Source organism: Nonomuraea insulae (assembly GCF_042656245.1).
Window position 1 is genome coordinate 36,012 of sequence record NZ_JBHSPA010000070.1, and the last position, 19,783, is coordinate 55,794.

Annotated in this window: 17 protein-coding genes; 5 read left to right on the forward strand and 12 right to left on the reverse strand. The window is 70.9% G+C overall.

Translation table 11 applies throughout. The features are described 5' to 3' along the window. The first annotated feature begins 3 nt into the window (after nt 1-3). Nucleotides 4-1,410: a tetratricopeptide repeat protein gene (locus ACFPZ3_RS48950; protein ID WP_379521287.1), complete on the forward strand. Its 1,407-nt coding sequence runs from the start codon at nt 4-6 to the stop codon at nt 1,408-1,410. 11 nt (nt 1,411-1,421) lie between these two features. Further along, nucleotides 1,422-2,249, forward strand: coding sequence for a PIG-L family deacetylase (locus ACFPZ3_RS48955; RefSeq protein ID WP_379521288.1), 828 nt, complete (start codon nt 1,422-1,424; stop codon nt 2,247-2,249). A 4-nt stretch (nt 2,250-2,253) separates the two neighbouring features. On the opposite strand, the gene ACFPZ3_RS48960 is transcribed toward ACFPZ3_RS48955, so the two are convergent. From ACFPZ3_RS48960 to ACFPZ3_RS48975, 4 genes are all read right to left on the reverse strand, one after another. After that, the gene (locus tag ACFPZ3_RS48960) at nt 2,254-2,847 is read right to left on the reverse strand and encodes a TlpA family protein disulfide reductase (RefSeq protein ID WP_379521289.1); all 594 of its coding nucleotides are present in this window, start codon (nt 2,845-2,847) and stop codon (nt 2,254-2,256) included. 35 nt (nt 2,848-2,882) lie between these two features. Beyond that, entirely contained in the window at nt 2,883-3,437 is a 555-nt protein-coding gene (locus tag ACFPZ3_RS48965) for a MauE/DoxX family redox-associated membrane protein (protein ID WP_379521290.1), read from the reverse strand. A gap of 6 nt (nt 3,438-3,443) precedes the next feature. Next, complete coding sequence (locus ACFPZ3_RS48970) at nt 3,444-4,439, reverse strand: MvdC/MvdD family ATP grasp protein (RefSeq protein WP_379521291.1); 996 nt, start codon at nt 4,437-4,439, stop codon at nt 3,444-3,446. Between the two features lie 105 nt (nt 4,440-4,544). Next, complete coding sequence (locus tag ACFPZ3_RS48975; RefSeq protein ID WP_379521292.1) at nt 4,545-4,760, reverse strand: hypothetical protein; 216 nt, start codon at nt 4,758-4,760, stop codon at nt 4,545-4,547. Nucleotides 4,761-5,112: 352 nt separating this feature from the next. Between ACFPZ3_RS48975 and ACFPZ3_RS48980 the strand changes: the two genes are divergently transcribed. Beyond that, complete coding sequence (locus tag ACFPZ3_RS48980; protein ID WP_379521293.1) at nt 5,113-6,768, forward strand: PQQ-dependent sugar dehydrogenase; 1,656 nt, start codon at nt 5,113-5,115, stop codon at nt 6,766-6,768. Between the two features lie 14 nt (nt 6,769-6,782). Here ACFPZ3_RS48980 and ACFPZ3_RS48985 read toward each other — a convergent pair whose 3' ends face one another. Then, nucleotides 6,783-7,748 carry a helix-turn-helix transcriptional regulator gene (locus ACFPZ3_RS48985; protein WP_379521294.1) on the reverse strand — a complete coding sequence of 322 codons (966 nt, stop codon included), beginning with the start codon at nt 7,746-7,748 and terminating at the stop codon, nt 6,783-6,785. Between the two features lie 139 nt (nt 7,749-7,887). On the opposite strand from ACFPZ3_RS48985, the gene ACFPZ3_RS48990 reads away from it, so the two are divergent. Next, nucleotides 7,888-11,319 carry a S8 family serine peptidase gene (locus ACFPZ3_RS48990; protein WP_379521295.1) on the forward strand — a complete coding sequence of 1,144 codons (3,432 nt, stop codon included), beginning with the start codon at nt 7,888-7,890 and terminating at the stop codon, nt 11,317-11,319. 84 nt (nt 11,320-11,403) lie between these two features. Here the strand turns inward: ACFPZ3_RS48990 and ACFPZ3_RS48995 are convergent, their stop codons facing one another. From ACFPZ3_RS48995 to ACFPZ3_RS49010, 4 genes are all read right to left on the reverse strand, one after another. After that, nucleotides 11,404-12,399, reverse strand: coding sequence for a LacI family DNA-binding transcriptional regulator (locus tag ACFPZ3_RS48995; RefSeq protein ID WP_379521323.1), 996 nt, complete (start codon nt 12,397-12,399; stop codon nt 11,404-11,406). A gap of 139 nt (nt 12,400-12,538) precedes the next feature. After that, a complete protein-coding gene (locus ACFPZ3_RS49000) occupies nt 12,539-13,351 on the reverse strand; it encodes an ATP-binding cassette domain-containing protein (RefSeq protein ID WP_379521296.1) in 813 nt (270 codons plus the stop codon). Further along, complete coding sequence (locus tag ACFPZ3_RS49005) at nt 13,348-14,319, reverse strand: ABC transporter permease (RefSeq protein WP_379521297.1); 972 nt, start codon at nt 14,317-14,319, stop codon at nt 13,348-13,350. Before ACFPZ3_RS49005 ends, ACFPZ3_RS49000 begins: the two co-directional genes overlap by 4 nt. A gap of 2 nt (nt 14,320-14,321) precedes the next feature. Beyond that, nucleotides 14,322-15,308, reverse strand: coding sequence for a sugar ABC transporter substrate-binding protein (locus tag ACFPZ3_RS49010; RefSeq protein WP_379521298.1), 987 nt, complete (start codon nt 15,306-15,308; stop codon nt 14,322-14,324). 149 nt (nt 15,309-15,457) lie between these two features. On the opposite strand from ACFPZ3_RS49010, the gene ACFPZ3_RS49015 reads away from it, so the two are divergent. Next, nucleotides 15,458-16,399 carry a carbohydrate kinase family protein gene (locus tag ACFPZ3_RS49015; protein ID WP_379521299.1) on the forward strand — a complete coding sequence of 314 codons (942 nt, stop codon included), beginning with the start codon at nt 15,458-15,460 and terminating at the stop codon, nt 16,397-16,399. Here ACFPZ3_RS49015 and ACFPZ3_RS49020 read toward each other — a convergent pair. The 3 genes from ACFPZ3_RS49020 to ACFPZ3_RS49030 all read right to left on the reverse strand — a co-directional run. After that, nucleotides 16,374-16,892 carry an HAD family hydrolase gene (locus tag ACFPZ3_RS49020; RefSeq protein WP_379521300.1) on the reverse strand — a complete coding sequence of 173 codons (519 nt, stop codon included), beginning with the start codon at nt 16,890-16,892 and terminating at the stop codon, nt 16,374-16,376. The genes ACFPZ3_RS49015 and ACFPZ3_RS49020 overlap by 26 nt on opposite strands. A 16-nt stretch (nt 16,893-16,908) precedes the next feature. Next, complete coding sequence (locus ACFPZ3_RS49025) at nt 16,909-18,069, reverse strand: TIGR02679 family protein (protein ID WP_379521301.1); 1,161 nt, start codon at nt 18,067-18,069, stop codon at nt 16,909-16,911. Beyond that, nucleotides 18,066-19,783, reverse strand: a 1,718-nt coding sequence (locus ACFPZ3_RS49030; RefSeq protein ID WP_379521302.1) for an SbcC/MukB-like Walker B domain-containing protein, incomplete at its 5' end; no start/stop codon positions are given. The genes ACFPZ3_RS49030 and ACFPZ3_RS49025, both read right to left, overlap by 4 nt.

A 19,783-nucleotide genomic window follows, 5' to 3' on the forward strand; every position in this document is an offset into this window, starting at 1 on the left:
GTGGTGAGCCACGATCAGCACGGCCTGGCCATGACGGGAGCGAGCGCCGCCGCGGTGCGGCACTACGACCGGGCGATCGACGAGTTGCTGCATTTCAGGGCGGAGGTCGACGCCGAGGCCGGCGCGGCGCTCGCCGAGTCGCCCGACTTCCCGATGGGCAACGTGCTGGCGGCCTACCTGGGGCTGCTGACCACCGAGGTGGAGGACGCGCGCACGGCGCGGGTGCGGTTCGGGGCGTTCCTGCGCCGGATCGACGAGAGCAGGCTGCTGCCCCGCGAGCGGGCGCACGTCGCTGCCGTGCGGACCTTCTTCGAGGGCGACCTCCTGACCTGCGGCGCGCTGCTCGGCGAGATCGCGGTGCGGTACCCGCGCGACGCCCTGGCGCTGGCTGCCGGGCACCAGATCGACTTCTTCACCGGCGACGCCCGCATGTTGCGCGACCGGATCGGCGGCGCGCTGAACGCCTGGCGGGAGGACGACCCGCACTTCGGGCACGTACTCGGCATGTACGCCTTCGGGCTGGAGGAGTCCGGGCACTACGACCGCTCCGAGGAGGTCGGGCTGCGGGCGGTGGAGCTGAACGGGCGCGACGTGTGGGGCATCCACGCGGTGGTGCACACCTACGAGATGCAGGGGCGCTTCGGCGACGGCCTGCGCTATCTCGACGCGCGGCTGCCCGACTGGTCCGCCGGGACGTTCTTCAACATCCACAACTGGTGGCACTACTGCCTCTACTCGCTGGAGACCGGCGACGTGGCGCGCGTGCTGGGGATCTACGACGCGGTGCTGGCCGACGGGCAGTCCTGCATGGAGTTGCTCGACGCGGCGGCACTGCTGTGGCGGCTCCACCTCGAAGGCTCCGAACAGCACGAACGCTGGCGGGCGCTGGCCGACGCGTGGCCGATGCGGGTGGCGGAGCCGTTCTACGCCTTCAACGACATGCACGCGGTGATGTCCTACGTGGGCGCCGGGCGGGTCGGGGACGCGGAGAAGCTGGTGGCGGGGCGGGAGGCGTACGTGGCGCGGCCGCGTCCCGGGGTCACCAACCACGACATGACGCTGCGGGTGGGGCTGCCGGTGTGCCGGGCGATCGTGGCCTTCGGGCGCGGCGACTACGGCGCGGTGGTGGACCTGCTCCATCCGATCAGGCACCGGGTCAACGAGCTCGGCGGCAGCCACGCGCAGCGCGACGCCGTGCAGCGCACGCTGCTGGAGGCGGCCCTGCGTTCCGGGCGGCGGGAGGTGGCCAGGGTGCTGGTGAGCGAGCGGATCAGCGTGCGGCCGTGCAGTCCGTACAACTGGCTCAAGCAGGCGGCCCTGGCCGATGCCCTCGGTGACGGCGCGGCGGCGGCCGTCGCGCGGGGGCGGGCGGGGGAGCTCAGCGGCGGAACTGTCGGTCCGGCCGAGTAGGGTTTGTCCTCATGGATCGGCAACTTACCTTGATGGTCGTGCACGCCCACCCCGACGACGAATGCCTGAGCACGGGCGGCGTTCTGGCCCGCTACACCGATGAGGGCATCCGCACGGTCCTGGTCACCTGCACCAACGGCGAGCAGGGTGACGACGACGGCGGCGTGAAGCCGGGCGAGCCCGGGCACGACGACGAGGCGGTGGCCAAGCGGCGGCTGGGCGAGCTGCGCGAGTCGATCGCCCACCTGGGCATCGACCATCTGGAGCTGCTCGGCTACCGCGACTCGGGCATGGACGGCTGGGAGACCAACGCCCATCCCGACGCGTTCGCCAACGTCCCCGTGGAGACGGCCGCCGACCGGCTGGCCGCGCTGATGGAGCACTACCGGCCCCAGGTCGTGATCACCTACGACGAGACGGGCGGCAGCGGCTACGGCCACCCCGACCACGTCCAGACCCACCGCGTCGCGGTGGCCGCCACCGAGCGGAGCGGCATCCCCGACAAGCTCTACTACACGGCCATCCCCCGCTCCGCCATCAAGCGCATGTTCGAGCTGATGCGCGACAGCGACGTCGACCTGGGCGGCTTCGAGCCCACCGACGACTTCGGCACCCCCGACGAGCGCGTGACCAGCGTCGTCGACGTCACTCCTTACGTCGAGCGCAAGCTCAAGGCCCTGCAGGCGCACGAGAGCCAGGGGGAGAACATCTTCCTGCTGCGCATGCCGGAGGAGGCTCAGCAGCAGGTGTTCTCGCACGAGGCGTTCGAGCGGGTGCTGAACAAGGTGAAGGCTCCCGACCACGAGGAAGACCTGTTCGCGGGCCTGCGCGACGCCTGACGCCTCACTTGCCCCGGATGGTCTGAGAGGCCGGCTCCGGCCCGTGTTCACGCGGGCCGGAGCTCTCGCTGATCTGTCTCGCCGAGGTCTGCCATGACCTGACGGTCTCCGCCCAGTGTTCGGTGTCCAATCCGCCCTTGTTCACCACGACCCCGTTCTTGACGTAGTAGAAGAAGGGCGTGGCACCACGCGGATTGTAGGCATGCCTCAGCACGTGCCGCCGCCCCACCACGACTACATCACCTTCGAACCCGAACTCCCCGCGCAACACTGCCTCCGCCTCCTGGACGGAGAAGTTGTCGGTGTACCCCACCAGGACAAGCCTGTCGCCGCAGATCTGCGCCAGCCTGCGGATCTTCTCCAGGTTCGGGAAATGCCCTCTGCAGCTCGGGCAATCGTGCGACATGAACACGATTCCCGCGCCGTGCTCGCCGAAGTCCTCGGAAGAGACGATGCTGCCGGCCGTCGTCTCAGCGTGGAAGGAGGGCAGGTCGGCGCCGACCGCGAGCGAGGGTATCTCCGGCTTCTCCTTGGGCGGGACGAAGACGGGACGGAGCATCATGGCGAGCCGGAAGAGGACCAGCGAATTTATCAGCAAGACAATCAGGATGACAGTCAGAATGAAATCATAGTTCATTCCTGCTCGCGCCCCTTCCTGGCCGCAGGGCGTGAGAGTACGACGGTCGCGACGTCCCGGACATGCAGCACCACCACCAGAGTGATGGCCGCCGCCAGCGCGACACCGACGTTCCCGCCGGAAAAAGGGTCATCGCGCGGGGCCATGTCGGGCGAGAACAGAGCGGCCGGCACCAGAATTGCCAGCATCAGGGCGTTTCTTGCGATGTCGTAGGCGGATATCGCGTCCTGCCCCCGGCCGAAACAGTTGCACATGATCCCCCGCTTCGCCGCCAAGGTGACGGCGAGGACCGCGGTGAAGGCCACGAGAAGTGCTATTCCGGCCAGGAAACCGACGACCATATCGCCGGCGAGGCTGAGTGCCACCACCACGGCCTCGGCCGCCAGGACGAGCACGGCGAGAGATCTGGCGACGGGCATGGGCGTGGCGAAGACGGCCCGAATGGTCGTGACGAACGATCTCAGGTCGGTGAGTTTACCCACCAGCGAGCAGGCGAAGGTCAAGCAGAGAAACCACTGAGCGTACGACAGATAGGACGCGACAGTATTCATCGGCCACTACTTCCGGACCAGACATGCTACCAATGCGTCGGTCATCCGCAGTTCCGGCAGTCGCCTCTCGACGAACATGAACTGACCGACCGGATTGTTCTCGAGAAAGATGATCCTGCCGTCTGGGGTGCGGATGAGGTCGATCGCACCGAAACTGAGGCCATAGCTGTCGATGAAGGCGCGGCACAGCTCCTCCATATGGCCCGGCAGCCGCGTCGCCTTGAAGGGTATGTCCGCGTCGGAAGACCTGGAGTCCACTCGGGTCGACGGTGAGACCTGAGAGTGTATCTCCGCGGCGAAGACCTCGCCGTCGATCACCGTGACACGGAGTTCGTGGTCTTTCTCGATGTACTCCTGGAACAGGCATGGTGCGGCCCGGACGCCATCCAGGCCCGAGAGCGCCTCCTCCGTGACGAACCTTGTCCGCAGGTCGACGTCGGGAACGGCCGCGCCGCGCTCGGCGGCGGCCGCCAGTCCGGCCGGACCGGAGAGGGTCTTGACGATCATCTTCCCCGAACAGGCACGGAAGAAGTCCTGCACCTTCTCCGGAACCGTCGTGACGATGGTCTTGGGTATTTCGAAGCCCATCTGAGAGGCGCGGTGTAGTTGTTCGGGCTTCCAGCCGGCCGCTCGGATCCGGTCCAGCCTGCTGACCCAGCGGCATTCGGTCAGACTCCACAGACTGCTGTAGCCGTGCTTGTTCTCGGCATCGGCGAACATCTTCGCGACCGCGTCGAAAGCATCCGGATAGACGAATGGTCCCGGCCGGCGGACCAGCACCGACCGGACCGCGGAGAAGTCGATGGTGCGGCCTCCGCCCAGCCCGAGGGCGCCCGTCCAGCCATCCGCGTCGACTGTCAGGTGAAACTCCGAGCTCTGCGGAACGTCCTCGGTGTTCAGCCTGACCACGGACTGCCCCATTTCCCCAAGTCTTTGCACGATGACGTCGGAGTGGGGATCGAAGCGACTGGTCAGAATGACGATCTGAGCAGAATCGTGCACGACACCCCAAACCCTCGAACGCCAACATTCAGCTAGAATGACAACGAGCGTGACCGACTGACACAGAGAGCAGCCGATCACGCTCCGTGGTGGAATACTTCGCCGCTACGGAGTGCAGTAGTCTCCGATAAACGTGTCAAAGCAGTTGTACAGGTTGAAGTTGCTGTTCGTGCACCAGCACCACTCGGCCTTTTCGCCGGCCGCGCCCTTACCGACCCAGAGCTGCTCCTTTTCGTCGTAGACGCCAAGGGCTCCGAGCGCCGGGCCGCCCGCCTGTCCAGCGGCAATCGGGGCGGTGGTCAAAGCAAAGGGACCGCTCACAACAGAGTTCCTTCCTTTGTCTGCTTTTGTGACCCTACGAAGGGTATGTTCCGCCTTTCCGTCTGTCCAGATCACGGGGGTTTATTTCTCGGCACGGCGGAGTCGGCGGCCGTCTACATCTCAACTAAATTCTGACTACATTCTTTGAGCATTGTGCTTCATCGGGCCCGGGGGTGTGCCGGGAGGACACTTCGCCTCTCGGCCTGTCCCACCGGGTCGTTGAACGTTTCACCGGTGTGGCGGCCGTCAGCGCAGATCACCGAATTACGCCGGTCGCGCCGGTTGTGGTCCGGTGGTCCTGGGGCCTACGGTGCTGACATCCGCACCCGGTCGTCCGGTCAAGGAGTCCGTCATGCGCGCCCGTGTCATCCCGGTACTGATCTTGGCCCTGCTCGCCTTCGGCATCGACGTCCCCGCGGCCTACGCCCTGGGCGGGTTCGACTACTCCAGGGCGGAGGTGTCCGTCACGGGCCTGCAGGTGCCGTGGGCGATGGCGTTCCTGCCCGACGGCAGCGCCCTGGTCTCCGAGCGCAACACGGCCCGCATCATGCGGGTGCGTCCCGGCCAGACGCCCGCCGCGGCCGCCACGATCAGCGGGGTGAGCGCCTCGGGCGAGAGCGGCCTGCTGGGCATCGCGGTGTCGCCGACATACGCGCAGGACGGCTGGGTGTACGCCTACTTCACCAGCACCAGTGGAGACAACCGCCTGGTCAGGCTCCAGCTCAGCGCTCCGCAGACGCAGACCGTGCTCTTCTCCGGGGTCCCGAGCGCGACCATCCACGACGGCGGCCGCATCGCCTTCGGCCCCGACGGCATGTTGTACGTCTCCACCGGCGACGCCAACAACAACACCAACGCCCAGAACCTCAACAGCCCGGCGGGCAAGATCCTGCGCATCACGCCCACCGGCGGCGTCCCGTCGGGCAACCCGTTCGCGGGCTCGCGCGTCTGGAGCTACGGCCACCGCAACGTCCAGGGCCTGGCCTGGGACTCGCAGGGCAGGATGTACGCCAGCGAGTTCGGCCAGAACACCTGGGACGAGATCAACCAGATCGTCGCGGGCGGCAACTACGGCTGGCCCACCTGCGAGGGCCGCTGCGGCAACGCCTCCTTCCGCGACCCGATGGTCACCTGGACGACGGCCGAGGCGTCGCCGAGCGGGCTGGCCTACGCCAACGACACGCTCTTCGCCGCGGCGCTGGGCGGCCGGCGCCTCTGGACGGTGCCCCTGACGGGCGGCTCACCGGTGGCGGAGTTCCAGTCGACCTACGGACGGCTGCGCGCGGTCGCGGTGGGCCCGGACGGCTGGCTCTGGGTCGGGACCAGCAACCGGGACGGCCGGGGCTCGCCGGTGGCCCAGGACGACCGCATCATCCGCGTCCCGCCGGCCACCACCGGCGGCGACACCGCCGCGCCGACCGCGCCCGGCAACCTGGCCGCCTCGGGCACGACCGCCACCGCGACCACTCTGACCTGGGCCGCCTCGGCCGACAACGTGGGCGTGACCGGTTATGACGTCTTACGCGCGGCGGGCACCTCCGGCGGCGCCTTCGCGCAGGTGGGCACCTCGGCGACCACCTCCTACACCGACGCCGGGCTGAGCCCCGCCACCTCCTACCGCTACCAGACCCGCGCCCGCGACGCCGCGGGCAACCTCTCCCCCGTCTCCGGCACGGTCACCGTCACGACCGCGTCCGGCCCGTCGGGCGGCTGCACGGCGACGGCGGCCACCCAGTCCCAGTGGGGCACGGGCTACGTGATCCAGCCCGTCACGGTCACCAACACCGGCACGGCCCCGCTGACCGGCTGGACGGTGACGTTCACGGTGCCCGCCGGCCACACCGTCACCGGCTCCTGGAACACCACCCTGACCGGCGGCCAGAGCGCCACGGCGAGGAACGCGGGCCACAACGGCACGCTCGCCCCCGGCCAGAGCACCACGTTCGGCTTCCAGGCCACCCGCCCCAGCGGCAACACCCAGCTCCCCTCCGGCTACCAGTGCTCGTGAGCCCGGCCGGCTGATCAGATCCAGCCGCGCCGGGTCGCCTCCATCGCCACCTGGAACCGGGTCTGCGCGCCCAGCCGGCGCATCAGCTTGGTGATGTGCCGCTGCACCGTGCGCTCGCTCCACCCCAGCGCCCTGCTGGCCGCCTTGTCGGTCGCGCCCGAGGCCAGCAACGTCAGCAGCCGCTCCTCGTCCTGCGACAACTCGCCGCCCGGCGCGTTCGCCCGTACCGGGACGCTGCGCTCCCACAGTGCCTCGAACAGCGCCACCAGCGCGTCCAGCAGCGGCGACGGATGGATCAGGTACGAGGCCGCGAGCACGCTGTCCCCCGCCCGCAACAGCGGGATCATGGCCAGCCGATCGTCGGAGATGGCCAGTTTCATCGGCAGGTCGGCGGCGATCCTGGCCTGCTCGCCGTGCTGCATCCCGGCCGTGACGTCGTCCAGCCACCCGGGCAGGTCCAGCACGCTGGTGTCGTAGATGACGCGATATTTCACCCCGCGCCGCAACATGTTGAGCTCAATGGGGTTCGACTCGGTGTGCTCCTGCGGCGCAGCGTACGGGGGACGGTCGAAGCCGCGCATCTGCACCCGCGTGTCCTGCTGCATCTGCACGAACCGGTGGTTGAGCTCGTCGCGCCCCGAGACCACCTCGATCAGCTCCCCAGGGTGGGCGAAGCGGGTGCCGGCCCGGTAGACGTCCATGAGGGTACGGATGTGCGTGCGGACGCCGTCCAGCTCGCGCTCGCGTTCGCGCAGGATGGCCTCCAGGCTGCTGTCGGGTGAGACGGCGACGTAGCGGGTGGGGCGGCCGGTCGAGCGGGTGGCCAGGCCGAGTCCGACCAGGGACTGCAGGGTGCGCCGTGCGGCCGTGGCCGGCAGGTGGCAGTCCGTGACGATCTCCGCGACCGTCGCCTGCGTGCGGCGGACGAGGGCGTCGTACACCTCCTCGCCCTGAGGGCCGAGTCCGATCGCTTCGAGCACGGAGCCCTCCTGAGCGAGGTGTCGGGTTTACGTCACATGACAGAAACTCGTCATCAATGGATCTTGTCAGGAAACAGCGGAAGATGTCAGCGTTCAACTGCCTCATCGGCCCCTGTGGCCACGTGAACGAAGGAGCGTCATGCCGCTGTCCCCCCGCCGTTTCCCTGGGCGACGCCTGCTCACGGCCGTCTTACCAGCCGTGATGCTGACGACCGGGACGCTCATACCGTTGGCCGTGAACCCGGCCGCGGCGCAGGCCGTGACCCCCGGCCCAGGAGCCGAGCCGAAGATCGACGCCAGGCTGGCCGAGCAGATGAAGACCGCCACCGGCCGCCTTGAGGCGGCCGTCATCGTGCGCACCCCGCAGGAGTCACCGAAGACCGGCTCCCCCGCCGAGGCACGCGCCGAGCTGAAGGCGAGCGCGGAGCCGGTGCAGGACCCGATCGTCGCGTTCGTCCGCTCGCGCGGCGACCAGGTGGTCAACACGTTCTGGCTGAAGAACATGGTCCTGGTGCGTGCCACGCCCGACACCCTGACCGCCCTGACCGGCCTCGACCTGGTCGACCGGATCATCCCCAACTTCACCCTGAGCGCCCCGGAGCCGGACAAGGCCGTCACCCCCAAGACCACCGCCTCGGCGCAGCCCACGACCTGGGGCATCGCCAAGATCGGCGCCGACCGGGTGGTCAAGGAGCGCGGCCTGACGGGCAAGGGCGTGCGCGTGGCCGTGCTCGACACCGGCATCGACATCACCCACCCCGACCTCAAGGGCAAGCTCGTCAGCGACGCCGACGCCGACCCGAAGCACCCGGGCGGCTGGATCGAGTTCGACGCCGACGGCAAGCCGGTGCCGTCGTCCGAGCCGCATGACAGCAGCTACCACGGCACGCACGTGGCGGGCACCATCGCGGGCGGCGACGCCTCCGGCACCCAGATCGGGGTCGCGCCGGGCGCCGAACTGATGGCCGGGCTGGTCATTCCCGGCGGTCAGGGCACGCTCGCGCAGGTGCTGGCCGGCATGCAGTGGGCGCTGGCGCCGTACGCGGCCGACGGCAGCCCGGCGGGCGAGCCGGCCGACGTGGTCAGCATGTCGCTGGGCGCGACGGGCTATGACGACGAGCTGGTCGAGCCGGCCAGGAACATCTACCGCGCCGGCGCGTTCCCCTCCTTCGCCATCGGCAACGACTGCCCGCCCGGCGGGTCGAGCAGCCCGGGCAACGTCTACGAGTCCGTGGCCGTGGGCGCGACCGACGCCGACGACGCGGTGCCGGACTTCTCCTGCGGCGGCGTGGTCAAGCGGACCGACTGGTTCGACGCGCCGCCGGAGTGGCCGGAGTCGTACGTGGTGCCGGACCTGGCCGCCCCCGGCGTGGACGTGCTGTCGTCCTACCCCGGCGGGGGGTACACCTCGCTGAACGGCACCTCGATGGCCACCCCGCACGTCTCGGGCACGGTCGCGCTCATGCTGGAGGCCCGTCCCGGCCTGACCGTGGACGCGACCGAGGAGATCCTCCTCGGCACCTCGGCCGGCGACGACACCTACGGCGCCCGCCCGAACGCCCGCATCGGCCAGGGCCGCATCGACGCCTACGCCGCCGTCGCCGAGGCGGCGCTCACGAGCGGCGTGCGCGGCACCGTCACCGACGAGCGCTCCCGCAGGCCGCTGACCGGCGTGAAGATCGCCAGGGCGGACGGCCGCAGCACCGAGACCGACGCGGACGGCCGGTTCGAGCTGCGGCTCCCGGCCGGTCAGCACGAGCTGACGCTGACCAGGTTCGGGTACGAGAAGCGCTCGAAGACCTACCGGGTCCAGGCCGACCGGCTCACCGACACGCGCCTGGAGCTGGAACGCACCACCTGGAGCACGATCTCGGGCCGGGTGTCCTACGAGCCGACCGGCACGACGGTGCCCGGCGCCACGGTCACGGTGCTCGGCGTACCGGACGACCTGACGGCCACCACCGACAGGAACGGCCGCTACACGATCAAGGACGTCCCGGCCGGCGACTACCAGGTCTCCGCGCACGCCGCCGGCGTGTCGAGGTCCGGCCCGGTGGCGGTCACCGTGGGCCGGCACCAGGCGAGCGCGGACCTCACGCTGCCGCGCCGCCCCCAGACCGAGCGCGTCTCGCTCGGCACGGACGGGCGCCAGGCCAACCACGACACGTGGTGGCCGGAGCTCAGCGGCGACGGGAGCGTGGTGGTGTACGCCAGTTTCGCCACCAACCTCACCGACGAGCAGGACACCAACGGCGAGCTGGACGTCTTCAGCACCGACCTGCGGACCCGGGCCACTGAGCGCGTCTCGGTGCCGATCGGCGGCGGGGTGGCGAACTCGTTCTCGTTGTCGCCGACGGTCAGCAGGGACGGGCGGTTCGTCGGGTTCAACAGCGGGGCGAGCAACCTCGTCCAGGGCGACACGAACGGCGTGAGCGACTCCTTCCTGTACGACCGGCAGACGGGGACGGCCGAGATGATCTCGGTGTCGTCCGACGGCACCCCGGGCGACGACCTGTCGGGCGCGCCCAGGGTCAGCGCGGACGGGCGCTACGCGGTCTTCGACAGCATGGCGTCCAACCTCGTACCGGGCGACACCAACGAGAGCAACGACGTGTTCCTGCGTGACCGCCAGACCGGCACGACCGAGCGGATCTCCGTCGCCCAGGACGGCACCCAGGTGACGGGCAACGCCCGCGAGGCCACGATCAGCGCCGACGGCCGGTACGTGACGTTCCAGGCCAGCACTCCCGACCTGGTGCCAGGCGACGACAACGGCGAGATGGACAGCTACCTGCTCGACCGTGAGGCCAGGACGCTCAAGCGGATCACGGGACCGTACCCGGACACCTCGACCGACGGGCCCGTGATCAGCGCCGACGGGACGGCCCTGGCCTTCACCAACGGCGTGGGACTCGGCGAGATCTACGTCCACGACCTGGCCTCCGGGAAGTCCGACCTCGTGTCGGTCACCGTGGACGGTCAGGGCACCCGCGCCCTGACCTTCGCCCCCTCGCTCAGCGGCGACGGCGGCAAGGTCGCGTTCTACAGCGACTCGGGCGCGCTCGTCAGCGGCGACACCAACCAACTCAGCGACGTGTTCCTGCGCGACGTCGCGGCCGGCACCACGACCCGCCTGTCCGCCGCCCCCGGGGGTGTGGAGGGCGACGGCCGCTCCACCCTGCCGTCGATCAGCGAGGACGGCCGGTACGTGACCTTCGAGAGCACCTCCGCGAACCTGGCGGAGGGCGACACGAACCGCCGCTCCGACGTGTTCGTGCACGACCTGGTCGCCGGTCCCGAGGCGCTGTTCGCGCTGTCCTCCCTGGAGGTCTCGCCATCGGTGTCCCGGTCGGGGCGCGTCGAGGTGCGGGCGCTGGTGAAGAACGTGGGTGAGCAGGCGGGCGCGTACGAGGCCGTGTTGCGGGTGAACGGCGCCGAGGAGCAGCGGCGTGAGGTGTCGCTGGGCTCCGGCCGGAGCGCGCGGGTCTCGTTCGACCTGCGGCGCAGTGCGGCGGGCACGTACACCGTCACCCTCGGATCGCTGACCGGGCAGTTCACGGTCAAGCGCTGAATCCCCCGGTGGGGCCGCCCGCCCGGGCGGTCCCCCCGGGAGGTCAGCGTCGGGGCCGCCCGCCCGGCCGGTTCCACCGGGAGGTCAGCGTCGCGGGGGCAGTTCGCCGGAGCCGCGGACGATCAGGCGGGTGGGGACGGTCGCCCGGCGGGCCTTGGAGCGGTCGCCGTCCAGCCGCGCCAGCACCAGCTCCGCCGCCGCGGCCCCCACCCCCGCCGGGTCCTGGGCGACCACCGTCAGCGGCGGATCCAGCGCCTCGGCCAGCGGCAGGTCGTCGAACCCCACCAGCGCCACATCCTTACGCCCCGCCCGCGCCAGCGCCACCACCGCCCCCATGGACGCGAAGTTGTTGCCCGCGAACAACGCCGTCGGCGGGTCGGCCAGCGCCAGCAGCCGCATCGTGGCCAGGGCGGTGGCCTCCACGTCGTGCCCGCTCTCCACCAGCGACCGGTCGAACGGCAGCCCCGACCCGCCGAGCGCGTCGCGGTAACCCTGGAAACGTTCGCGGCGGGTGTAGAGGGTGGCGGGCACGTCGCCCACGAAGCCGATCCTGCGGTGGCCGTGGGAGAGCAGATGGGCGACGCCGGCCCGCGAGCCCTCCCGGTTGGCGCTGACCACGCAGTCCGCCGTCAGGCCGACGGCCGGCCGGTCGAGGAAGACGATCGGCAGCCCGGCCATCCGCTCCGAGCGCAGGTGGCGGTGGTGGCCGGCGGCGGCGGGGACGACGATGAGGCCGCTGACCCTGCGGGCCAGGAACGTGGCGATCAGCGACTGCTCCAGCTCGGCCGTCTCGTCGGAGGAGCCGACGATGAGCGTGAGCCCGCGGGCGCGTACGGCGCTCTCGACCCCGCCCGCGACGGTCCCGAAGAACGGGTTGCCCATCTCCGGGATGACCAGCCCGATCGCCGCGTCCCGCGCGCCGACCCGCATGTTGCGGGCCATGAGATTGGGCTGGTAGCCCAGCTTCCTGACCGCGGCCATGACCCGCGCGCGCGTCTCCACGGCGACCGGCTCCTCGTCGTTGAGCACCCGCGAGACGGTCTTCGCGGTGACCCCGACCTCACGGGCCACGTCGGCCATCGTCGGACGCCGCGTTCCGCTCATGCCGGCGGCCCGCCGCCAACTGGCCCGCCGTGAACTGGCCCGCCGCCAACTGGGCCGCCGCCAACTGGGCCGTCAACCATGGCCGGGACGGCCGCTCATACCGGTGGCTCCCATCTCACGACAAGCCGATCGCCTTCGCCGCATCCTTGTCCGCCACCACCGACTTGCCCTCCGACATCTGCAGCGCGCCGGTCATGATGCCCACCACCTCGGCCATGCTGTGCTCACGCGGGCTCAGTTCGGCGACGCGGCGGCCCAGCCGCTGGACGTGCACGCGGTCGGCGATCTCGAAGACGTGCGGCATGTTGTGGCTGATCAGCACCACCGGCGTGCCCCGGTCGCGGACCTGCCTGATCAGGTCGAGCACCTGCCCGGACTCCTTGACGCCGAGCGCCGCCGTGGGCTCGTCCATGACCACGACGTGCGTGGCCCACGCCACCGCCCTGGCCACGGCGACGCCCTGCCGCTGCCCGCCGGACAACGACTCGACCGGCTGGGTGAGCGAGCGCAGCCCGATCTTGAGCTCGGCCATGTGCCGGGCCGACTCCTCACGCATGCGGCTCTTGTCGAGCATTCTGAAGACCTTGCCGAGCAGGCCCGGTTTGCGCAGCTCTCTGCCCAGGAACATGTTGGTCGCGATGTCGAGCGAGGCGGCGATCGCGAGGTCCTGGTAGACGGTCTCGATGCCGTGGCGGCGCGCGTCGAGGGGGTCGCGGAAGCGTACCGGCTCGCCGTCCAGCCGGATCTCGCCCGCGTCCGGCTGCAGCGCGCCGGTCAGCGCCTTGATCAGGCTCGTCTTGCCGGCGCCGTTGTCGCCGATGACCCCGAGCACCTCGCCGGGCATGAGGTCGAAGTCGGCGCCGTCGAGCGCGGTGACGTGCCCGTACCTCTTGACCAGGCCGCGCGCCTGGAGCACAGCGGTCGTCATCGGTTCCTCCTGCGGGAGAGCTGGTCGACGGCGACCGCGAGGATCACCAGGATGCCGGTGATGAGCGTTTGGTAGATCGACGGCACCCCCATGAGCTGCAGGCCGTTGCGGAACACCCCCACGATGAGCGCCCCGACGAGCGTCCCCAGCACCAGGCCCCGGCCGCCGAACAGGCTGGTGCCGCCGAGCACGACGGCGGTGATGCTGTCCAGGTTGTCGGTCTGGCCCGCCTGGGGGTCGCCCACGCCGGTGCGGGAGACCAGGAGGAGGGCGGCGATGCCGTACACGAAGCCCGCCAGCGTGTAGACGCCGATCGTCAGCCGGCTCGTCCTGATACCGCTCAGGCGGGCCACCTCGGGGCTGTTGCCCAGGGCGTACACGTGGCGGCCCCACGCGGTGGAGCCCAGCAGGTACGCGAACAGCAGGAACAGCAGGATCGTCAGCAGCGAGCCGTAGGTGACGTTCGTCTGGCCGAGCTGGAACGTCTGCCCCAGATACGTCAGCAGCGCCGGCAACTCCGTCACCGTCTGCTCATCCGAGTAGATGTGCGTCAGGGCGAAGGCCACGTTCAGCATGCCCAGTGTCACGATGAACGGCGGCAGCGAGATCCGCGTCACCAGCAGCCCGTTGACCAGCCCGAACGCGGCGCAGACGACCAGCCCGGCGGCCAGCGCGAGCAGCGGCGGCAGGCCGCCCTGCACGGCCAGCTTGGTCATCACGATCCCGCCGAACGCCATGATCGCGCCGCACGCCAGGTCGATGCCCGCGGTCAGGATGACCAGGGTCTGCCCGATGGCCAGCGTGCCGACCACCATGACCTGCTGGATGATCAGCGAGAAGTTGGGCCCGGTGAAGAACTGGTCGCTGTTGAGGCCGAAGAACACGCAGGCCAGCACCAGCGCGCCCAGCGGCCCCGCGACGGGCGTGGCGGCCAGGCGGCGCGGCAGCGGCGCTTCCATGACGGTCATGCTCAGCCCCAGCAGTTGGCCAGGCCGAAGGCGGTGTCCTTGGCCTCGACCCCGGAGACGGCCTTGTCGGTGATGAGCGTGACGCCGGTGTCGGTGTAGCCGGTGGCCTTCTGGCCGCCCTTGGCGAACGCGGCGACGGCCTTGACGCCGTCCTCGGCCATCTTCAACGGGTACTGCTGGCTGGTGGCGGCGATCTGCCCGGACTGCACGGCCTTGGTGCCCGTACAGCCGCCGTCCACGGAGACGATCAGCACCTCCTTCTCGCGGCCCTTCGCCTTCAACGCCGTGTACGCGCCCAGCGCGGCGGGCTCGTTGATCGTGTACACGAGGTTGATGTCGGGGGCCTTCTGCAGGCAGTTCTCCATGGCGGTCTGGCCCTTGGCCTGGTCGCCGCGGGTGTCCTGGGAGCAGACGATGGACGGGTCGCCGGCCGTCAGGCCGTAGCCCTTCAGGAAGCCGTCGTGCCTGAGCTGCCCGACCGTGATGCCGGGGGCCAGGTCCAGCGTGGCGATCTTGGCGGGCTTGCCGGCCATGGCGGCCTTGGCGTACTGGCCGATCAGCTCGCCGGCCTTGAGGTTGTCGGTCGCGAACAGCGCGTCGGTGGCGTCCTGCGGCTCGGTGGGGGTGTCGAGCGCGATCACGAGCACGCCCGCGTCCCGCGCCTTCTTGATCGCCGGAACGATGGCCTTGGTGTCGCTCGGGGTGATGAGAATGCCCTTCACGCCGGCGGCGACCATGTTCTCGATGGCCGTGATCTGGGCGGCGTTGTCGCCGTCGAACTTGCCCGCGGCGCTCATCAGCTCCAGGCCGCTGGCCTGGGCCGCCTTCTGGGCGCCCTCCTTCATCTTGACGAAGAAGGGGTTCGTCTCGGTCTTGGTGATCAGGCCGACCTTGGGAGTGGCGGGGGCGCTCTGCCCGCCTCCTCCGCCGCCGCAGCCCGCGATCAGAAGGGTGGTCATCAGGAGTCCGGCCGGAAGCTTCGCATTCATGGCGGTTCCTATCAGGGGTTATCCCATGTCATCGTTGACATATGTCAACGTTGACATCGCCTGTGCTGCGATGATGAACTCCGCACGGAGAAACGTCAATGCCCTCACGCCGTAACGAATCGGCAACGTGGCGGCGAAAGGCAGGCCCGATGATCGCTGTCCTGGGCGAGTGCGTCGCCGACGCCTTCACCACCCCCGTGGCGGCGCAGGGACATGGGCTGGCGTTGCGGGCGTTGCCTGGAGGCTCGCCGGCGAACACGGCGGTGGCGCTGGCCAGGCTCGGCACACCTACCCGCTTCCTCGGCCGGATCTCGCACGACGTCTTCGGCGAGCTGTTCAGGCAGCACCTGGCCTCCTCCGGCGTGGACCTGTCGGCGTGCGTGGCCGCCGGGGAGCCGAGCACGCTCGCGATCGCCGCCCTCGACAGCGCCGGCCAGGCCGCCTACACCTTCTACGCCGACGGCACCGCCGACTGGCAGTGGAGCCCGGACGAACTGGACTCTTCCCGGATCGGCGCGGGCGCCTGCCTGCACACCGGCTCGCTCGCCCTGGTCAGGCAGCCGGGCGGGACGGCGGTGGAGGAGTTCGCGCGCACGGCGGCGGCGCACGCCACGATCTCGGTCGACCCGAACGTGCGCCCCAGCCTCGCCGCCAAGGACGACTACCAGGTGGCCCGCTGGTGCGAGTGGACCGACCTGCTCAAGCTCAGCGCCGACGACCTGGACTTCCTCCTGCCCGGTGTGCCGCCTGAGCGGGCCTGCGACACCTGGCACGCCGCCGGCGCCCGCCTGATCGTCATCACGAGGGGCGCGGCGGGCGCGCTGGTGTCCCTGGACGGCGAACGGGCGGAGGTACGAGCGCCGCGCGTGCGGGTCGTGGACACGATCGGCGCCGGCGACTCGTTCACCGCGGGCCTGCTCCACGCCCTGGACGCCAAGGGCCTGCTCGGCGGCCGTCTCGACGCCCTCGACCTGGAGGCAGCCGTGGACGCGGCGGCGTTCGCGGCCCAGGTGTCGGCCCTGACCTGCTCGGTCGAGGGCGCCGACCCGCCCTGGGCCCATCAGCTCACGCCGGGGGAAGCCCTCCGCTGACGCCCTGGGCGGTGAAGAGCAACCGCTCGAAGGGACGGCCCACGTATCCCATGACCCGCGGCCCCGCCGGGATCGTCGAGGGCGCCGGCCGGTATCGCAGGAAGGTGTAGCCGAGCCGCCAGGCCAGGAGCCCGTCGGTGGCGACCTGGTCGCCCACGACGATCCCCGGCTTCGGCAGGTCCCGGTAGCCCTTCGACCGGAACGGCTTGCCGGCGTAGGCGACATACCGGATGTCGAGCCCCTCCCGCGTGAGGGCGGCGGCGGGGCGGCGCTCGGAGTTGGTGGCGAAGGCGACCATGCGGACGGACGGCAGCGCGGCGACCTCGTCCAGCACCCGCGCCACCCCCGACTCCAGATCGGCCGGCCCGTGGTTCCAGAAGCTCACCAGCGGTTCCACGTCGAAGATGACGCACGCCGGAGTCTGGTCCGCGAGGAAGCCCATGACTCCCTCCCAGGATGTGCTCGCATGAGTGTGCACGCGTCTGATCGGCATACCGTCAATTCTAAAGTTAGAGGTCGTCCAGCAGCCGCTCCGCGAGAAGTTCCTCCGGCACCGCCACCCCGTGCGCGCGCATGGCCGGCCCGAGGTCGCGATCCCAGGGCGCGTCGGTGACCCGTCCTGGCGCGAGACCGGAGGGCGGGCAGTCCTCCAGGGCGCGCAGGTAGTCGGCGGTGGACATGCGCCACGGCACGGCGCCGGTCTTGGCCATCGTGTACGCGGCGATCCGCAGGCCGGCCCCGTCGAAGTCGCCGTGGTAGTGCAGCCGGACGCCGGGCAGGGAGCGCAGCAGGCGGACGGCGGCGCTGTTGGGCCAGCCGGACGTGCAGACCACCGGCGGGCAGGACATGCCGTGCCGCTGAACGGCCAGCGCCAGCACGGTCGGGTTCTCCACCACCCACACGTCCCGCTCGCCCAGCCGCAACTCCGGTACGTCCTGGAGCTGCGCGAGCGTGATCACGCTGGGCCGCCCGTCCCAGATCCGCGACACCCGGGCCAGCGCGCCGGGCCCGGACGGGCGTAACCCGGCGACCAGCACCGTCGTGGACAGCGCGTCGCAGGCCACACCCGCCCGCTCCCACAGGGCCCGCCGCGCCTCGGCTCCCTCGGGGGCCGGCACGTCGTACAGGATGGACAGGGCCTTCAGCACGAGTGAGCCCAGCCGGGTGCCCTCGTCCAGGGCGTGCGGGTCGCCCGTCACGCCGGCGGCCACCGCCGCGAGCGGCCGTCCGGCGGCGGGCAGTGCGGCGAGCACGCCGAGGGCCTGCCCGAGCAGGTCACGCCCGGCGCGCACGGCCGACAGGGCCAGCAGCGCGGGCTCGGCCACGACCACCGGGTGGGCGGCGAACCAGTCGAGCAGCGCCTGCCGTTCGTGCCGCCGCTCGGCGTGCCCGCGCCGCCGGTCGCCGATGGGCCCGACGACGGCCTCGGCGACGGTACGCGCGTCGAGCCCGAGCGCCCCTTCGAGCCGCGCCACGTCGATGGTCACCGCCGGCCCCGGGTACCGGTCGAGACCGAGGAGATCGGCGACCGCGGCCTGCTCCGCCGCCTCCAGCCCCGTCACCCTGAACCGGCTGACCTGCTGCCCGGAGGACAATCGCCCGTGCAGCGCCTCCCACACGGGCCGCAACTCCGCCACCCGCAGCCGATCAGGAACGTCCCCGGTCGTCATTCGGCGGGCACCGTCCGATACCCGTTCCACACGAACCGCGCCGTCGTCACCGCGTCGTCCCCGTCGCCGGTGATGAGCTGATGAATCGCGATCCCGTCCAGCTCCCGATATTCGCACCACTCGTGATCGGAGGTGAGCACCAGATCCAGCCCCAGATCCACCAGCAGGTCGAACACCTGCCCCCGGTTCGTCTTGTCCACCCCCACGAACACCTCGTCCAGCAGGATGAACCGCGGGCACCCCGGGTCGGTCTGATAGTGCGCGGCCACTGCGGCGAACAGCGGCAGGTGCAGCGCGATCGCCTTCTCCCCGCCCGACAGCGCCCCGTGCAACTTCCTGGTCAGGTCCTGCCAGCCCTGCCCGTCGCCCCGGTCGAGCTTGACCACGAACCGGTGCCAGGCCGTGTAGTCGAGCACCTTCATGAGCTGGTCCTCCCAGCTCGCCGAGGAGTCGTCGGCGCGCGCCTCCTCCACGCGGTCCCTGAAGAAGACGTACAGGGCCTCCTTGTCGGACTCCGACAGGCCGGCCGGGTCGCGGAGCAGCAGGTCGCGGGCGGCTCGCGTACCGGCCGACTGGGTGGGGTCGACCTGCCACACCAGCCGGACCGCGACCCGCGAGGCGGTGCGGACACGTTCGAGGCGCTGGTTCATGCCGTCCACCAGCGCCGTCGCCTGCCTGATCCGGTCGGCCAGGTGCCGCCGCGTGTCGCCGGCCAGCGTGCGGTCGAACAGGTCCCGCTCGACGTCCGTGATGTCCGACCTGCGCTCGTCGCGCTCCTTGCGCAGCGCCGCGCTGAGCGCCGCGGCCCCCGCCCGCACGCCGCTGACGGTGGCGGTGAGCACCTGCACGTCCTCATCTGGCGCCAGCTCCAGGTCCGCCCGGTCGGCGAGGATCTCCCTGGCGTGGTGGAAGGCGTCCTGCAGCCGCGCCTCGGCCTCCCTGACGTTCTTGTGCTCGTACGGGACCGCCGACAGCCGCTCGGCCACGGCCCTGGCCGCCTCCAGCACGGCCCGCACCCCGGCCTCCGGCGCCAGCTCGACCGGCACCCGCGCGTCCGCCGGCAGGTGCCCGGCCGCCAGGCGGCGGAACCGCTCCGACACCTCGTCGCGCGACCGGCCCGCTTCCGCGTGCCTGTCCTCGGCGGTGCCGAGCTCGCCCTTGAGCCTGCCGAGCCGGGCGTTGATCCGCGCCAGCTCGTCGTGGACCGACTTGATGAGACGGCGGCAGACCTGGTAGGAGGTCTGGGCCTGCTGGAGCTGTTCGAGCACCTGGAGGTGCTCGACCCCGACCGTGGACTCGATCGCGGCCAGCCGCTCCGCCAGCACGACCGCGCCGGCCGCGGCCTCCTCCGCGCGTTCGACGGCCTCGACGGCGAGCCGCTCGTACTCGCCCGCAGTCTCCGCGGCCAGCTCCGCGCGTTCCCCGGCCGCGCGGGCGTCGGCGCGGCGGTCGTGCCAGACGGTGCCGGTCGTCTCCGCGGTGCGCAGGGCGTCCTCGAGGTTGTCCAGCGCGGGCAGCGCGGTGGGCAGGGAGTGGCGGTCGGCCAGCTCGGTCAGGCGCCGCAACGACCGGCCGACGTCCTGCTCACGCTCATGCAGACGCTCCTCCTGCGCCCTGAGCTGGTCCTCCAGCAGCGCGACCTTCTTCACCGCGCCGTCGAGATCCCCCACCGCGTCGGCGTACGGCTTCCTGTCGGGCCTGCGCCGCAGCTCGG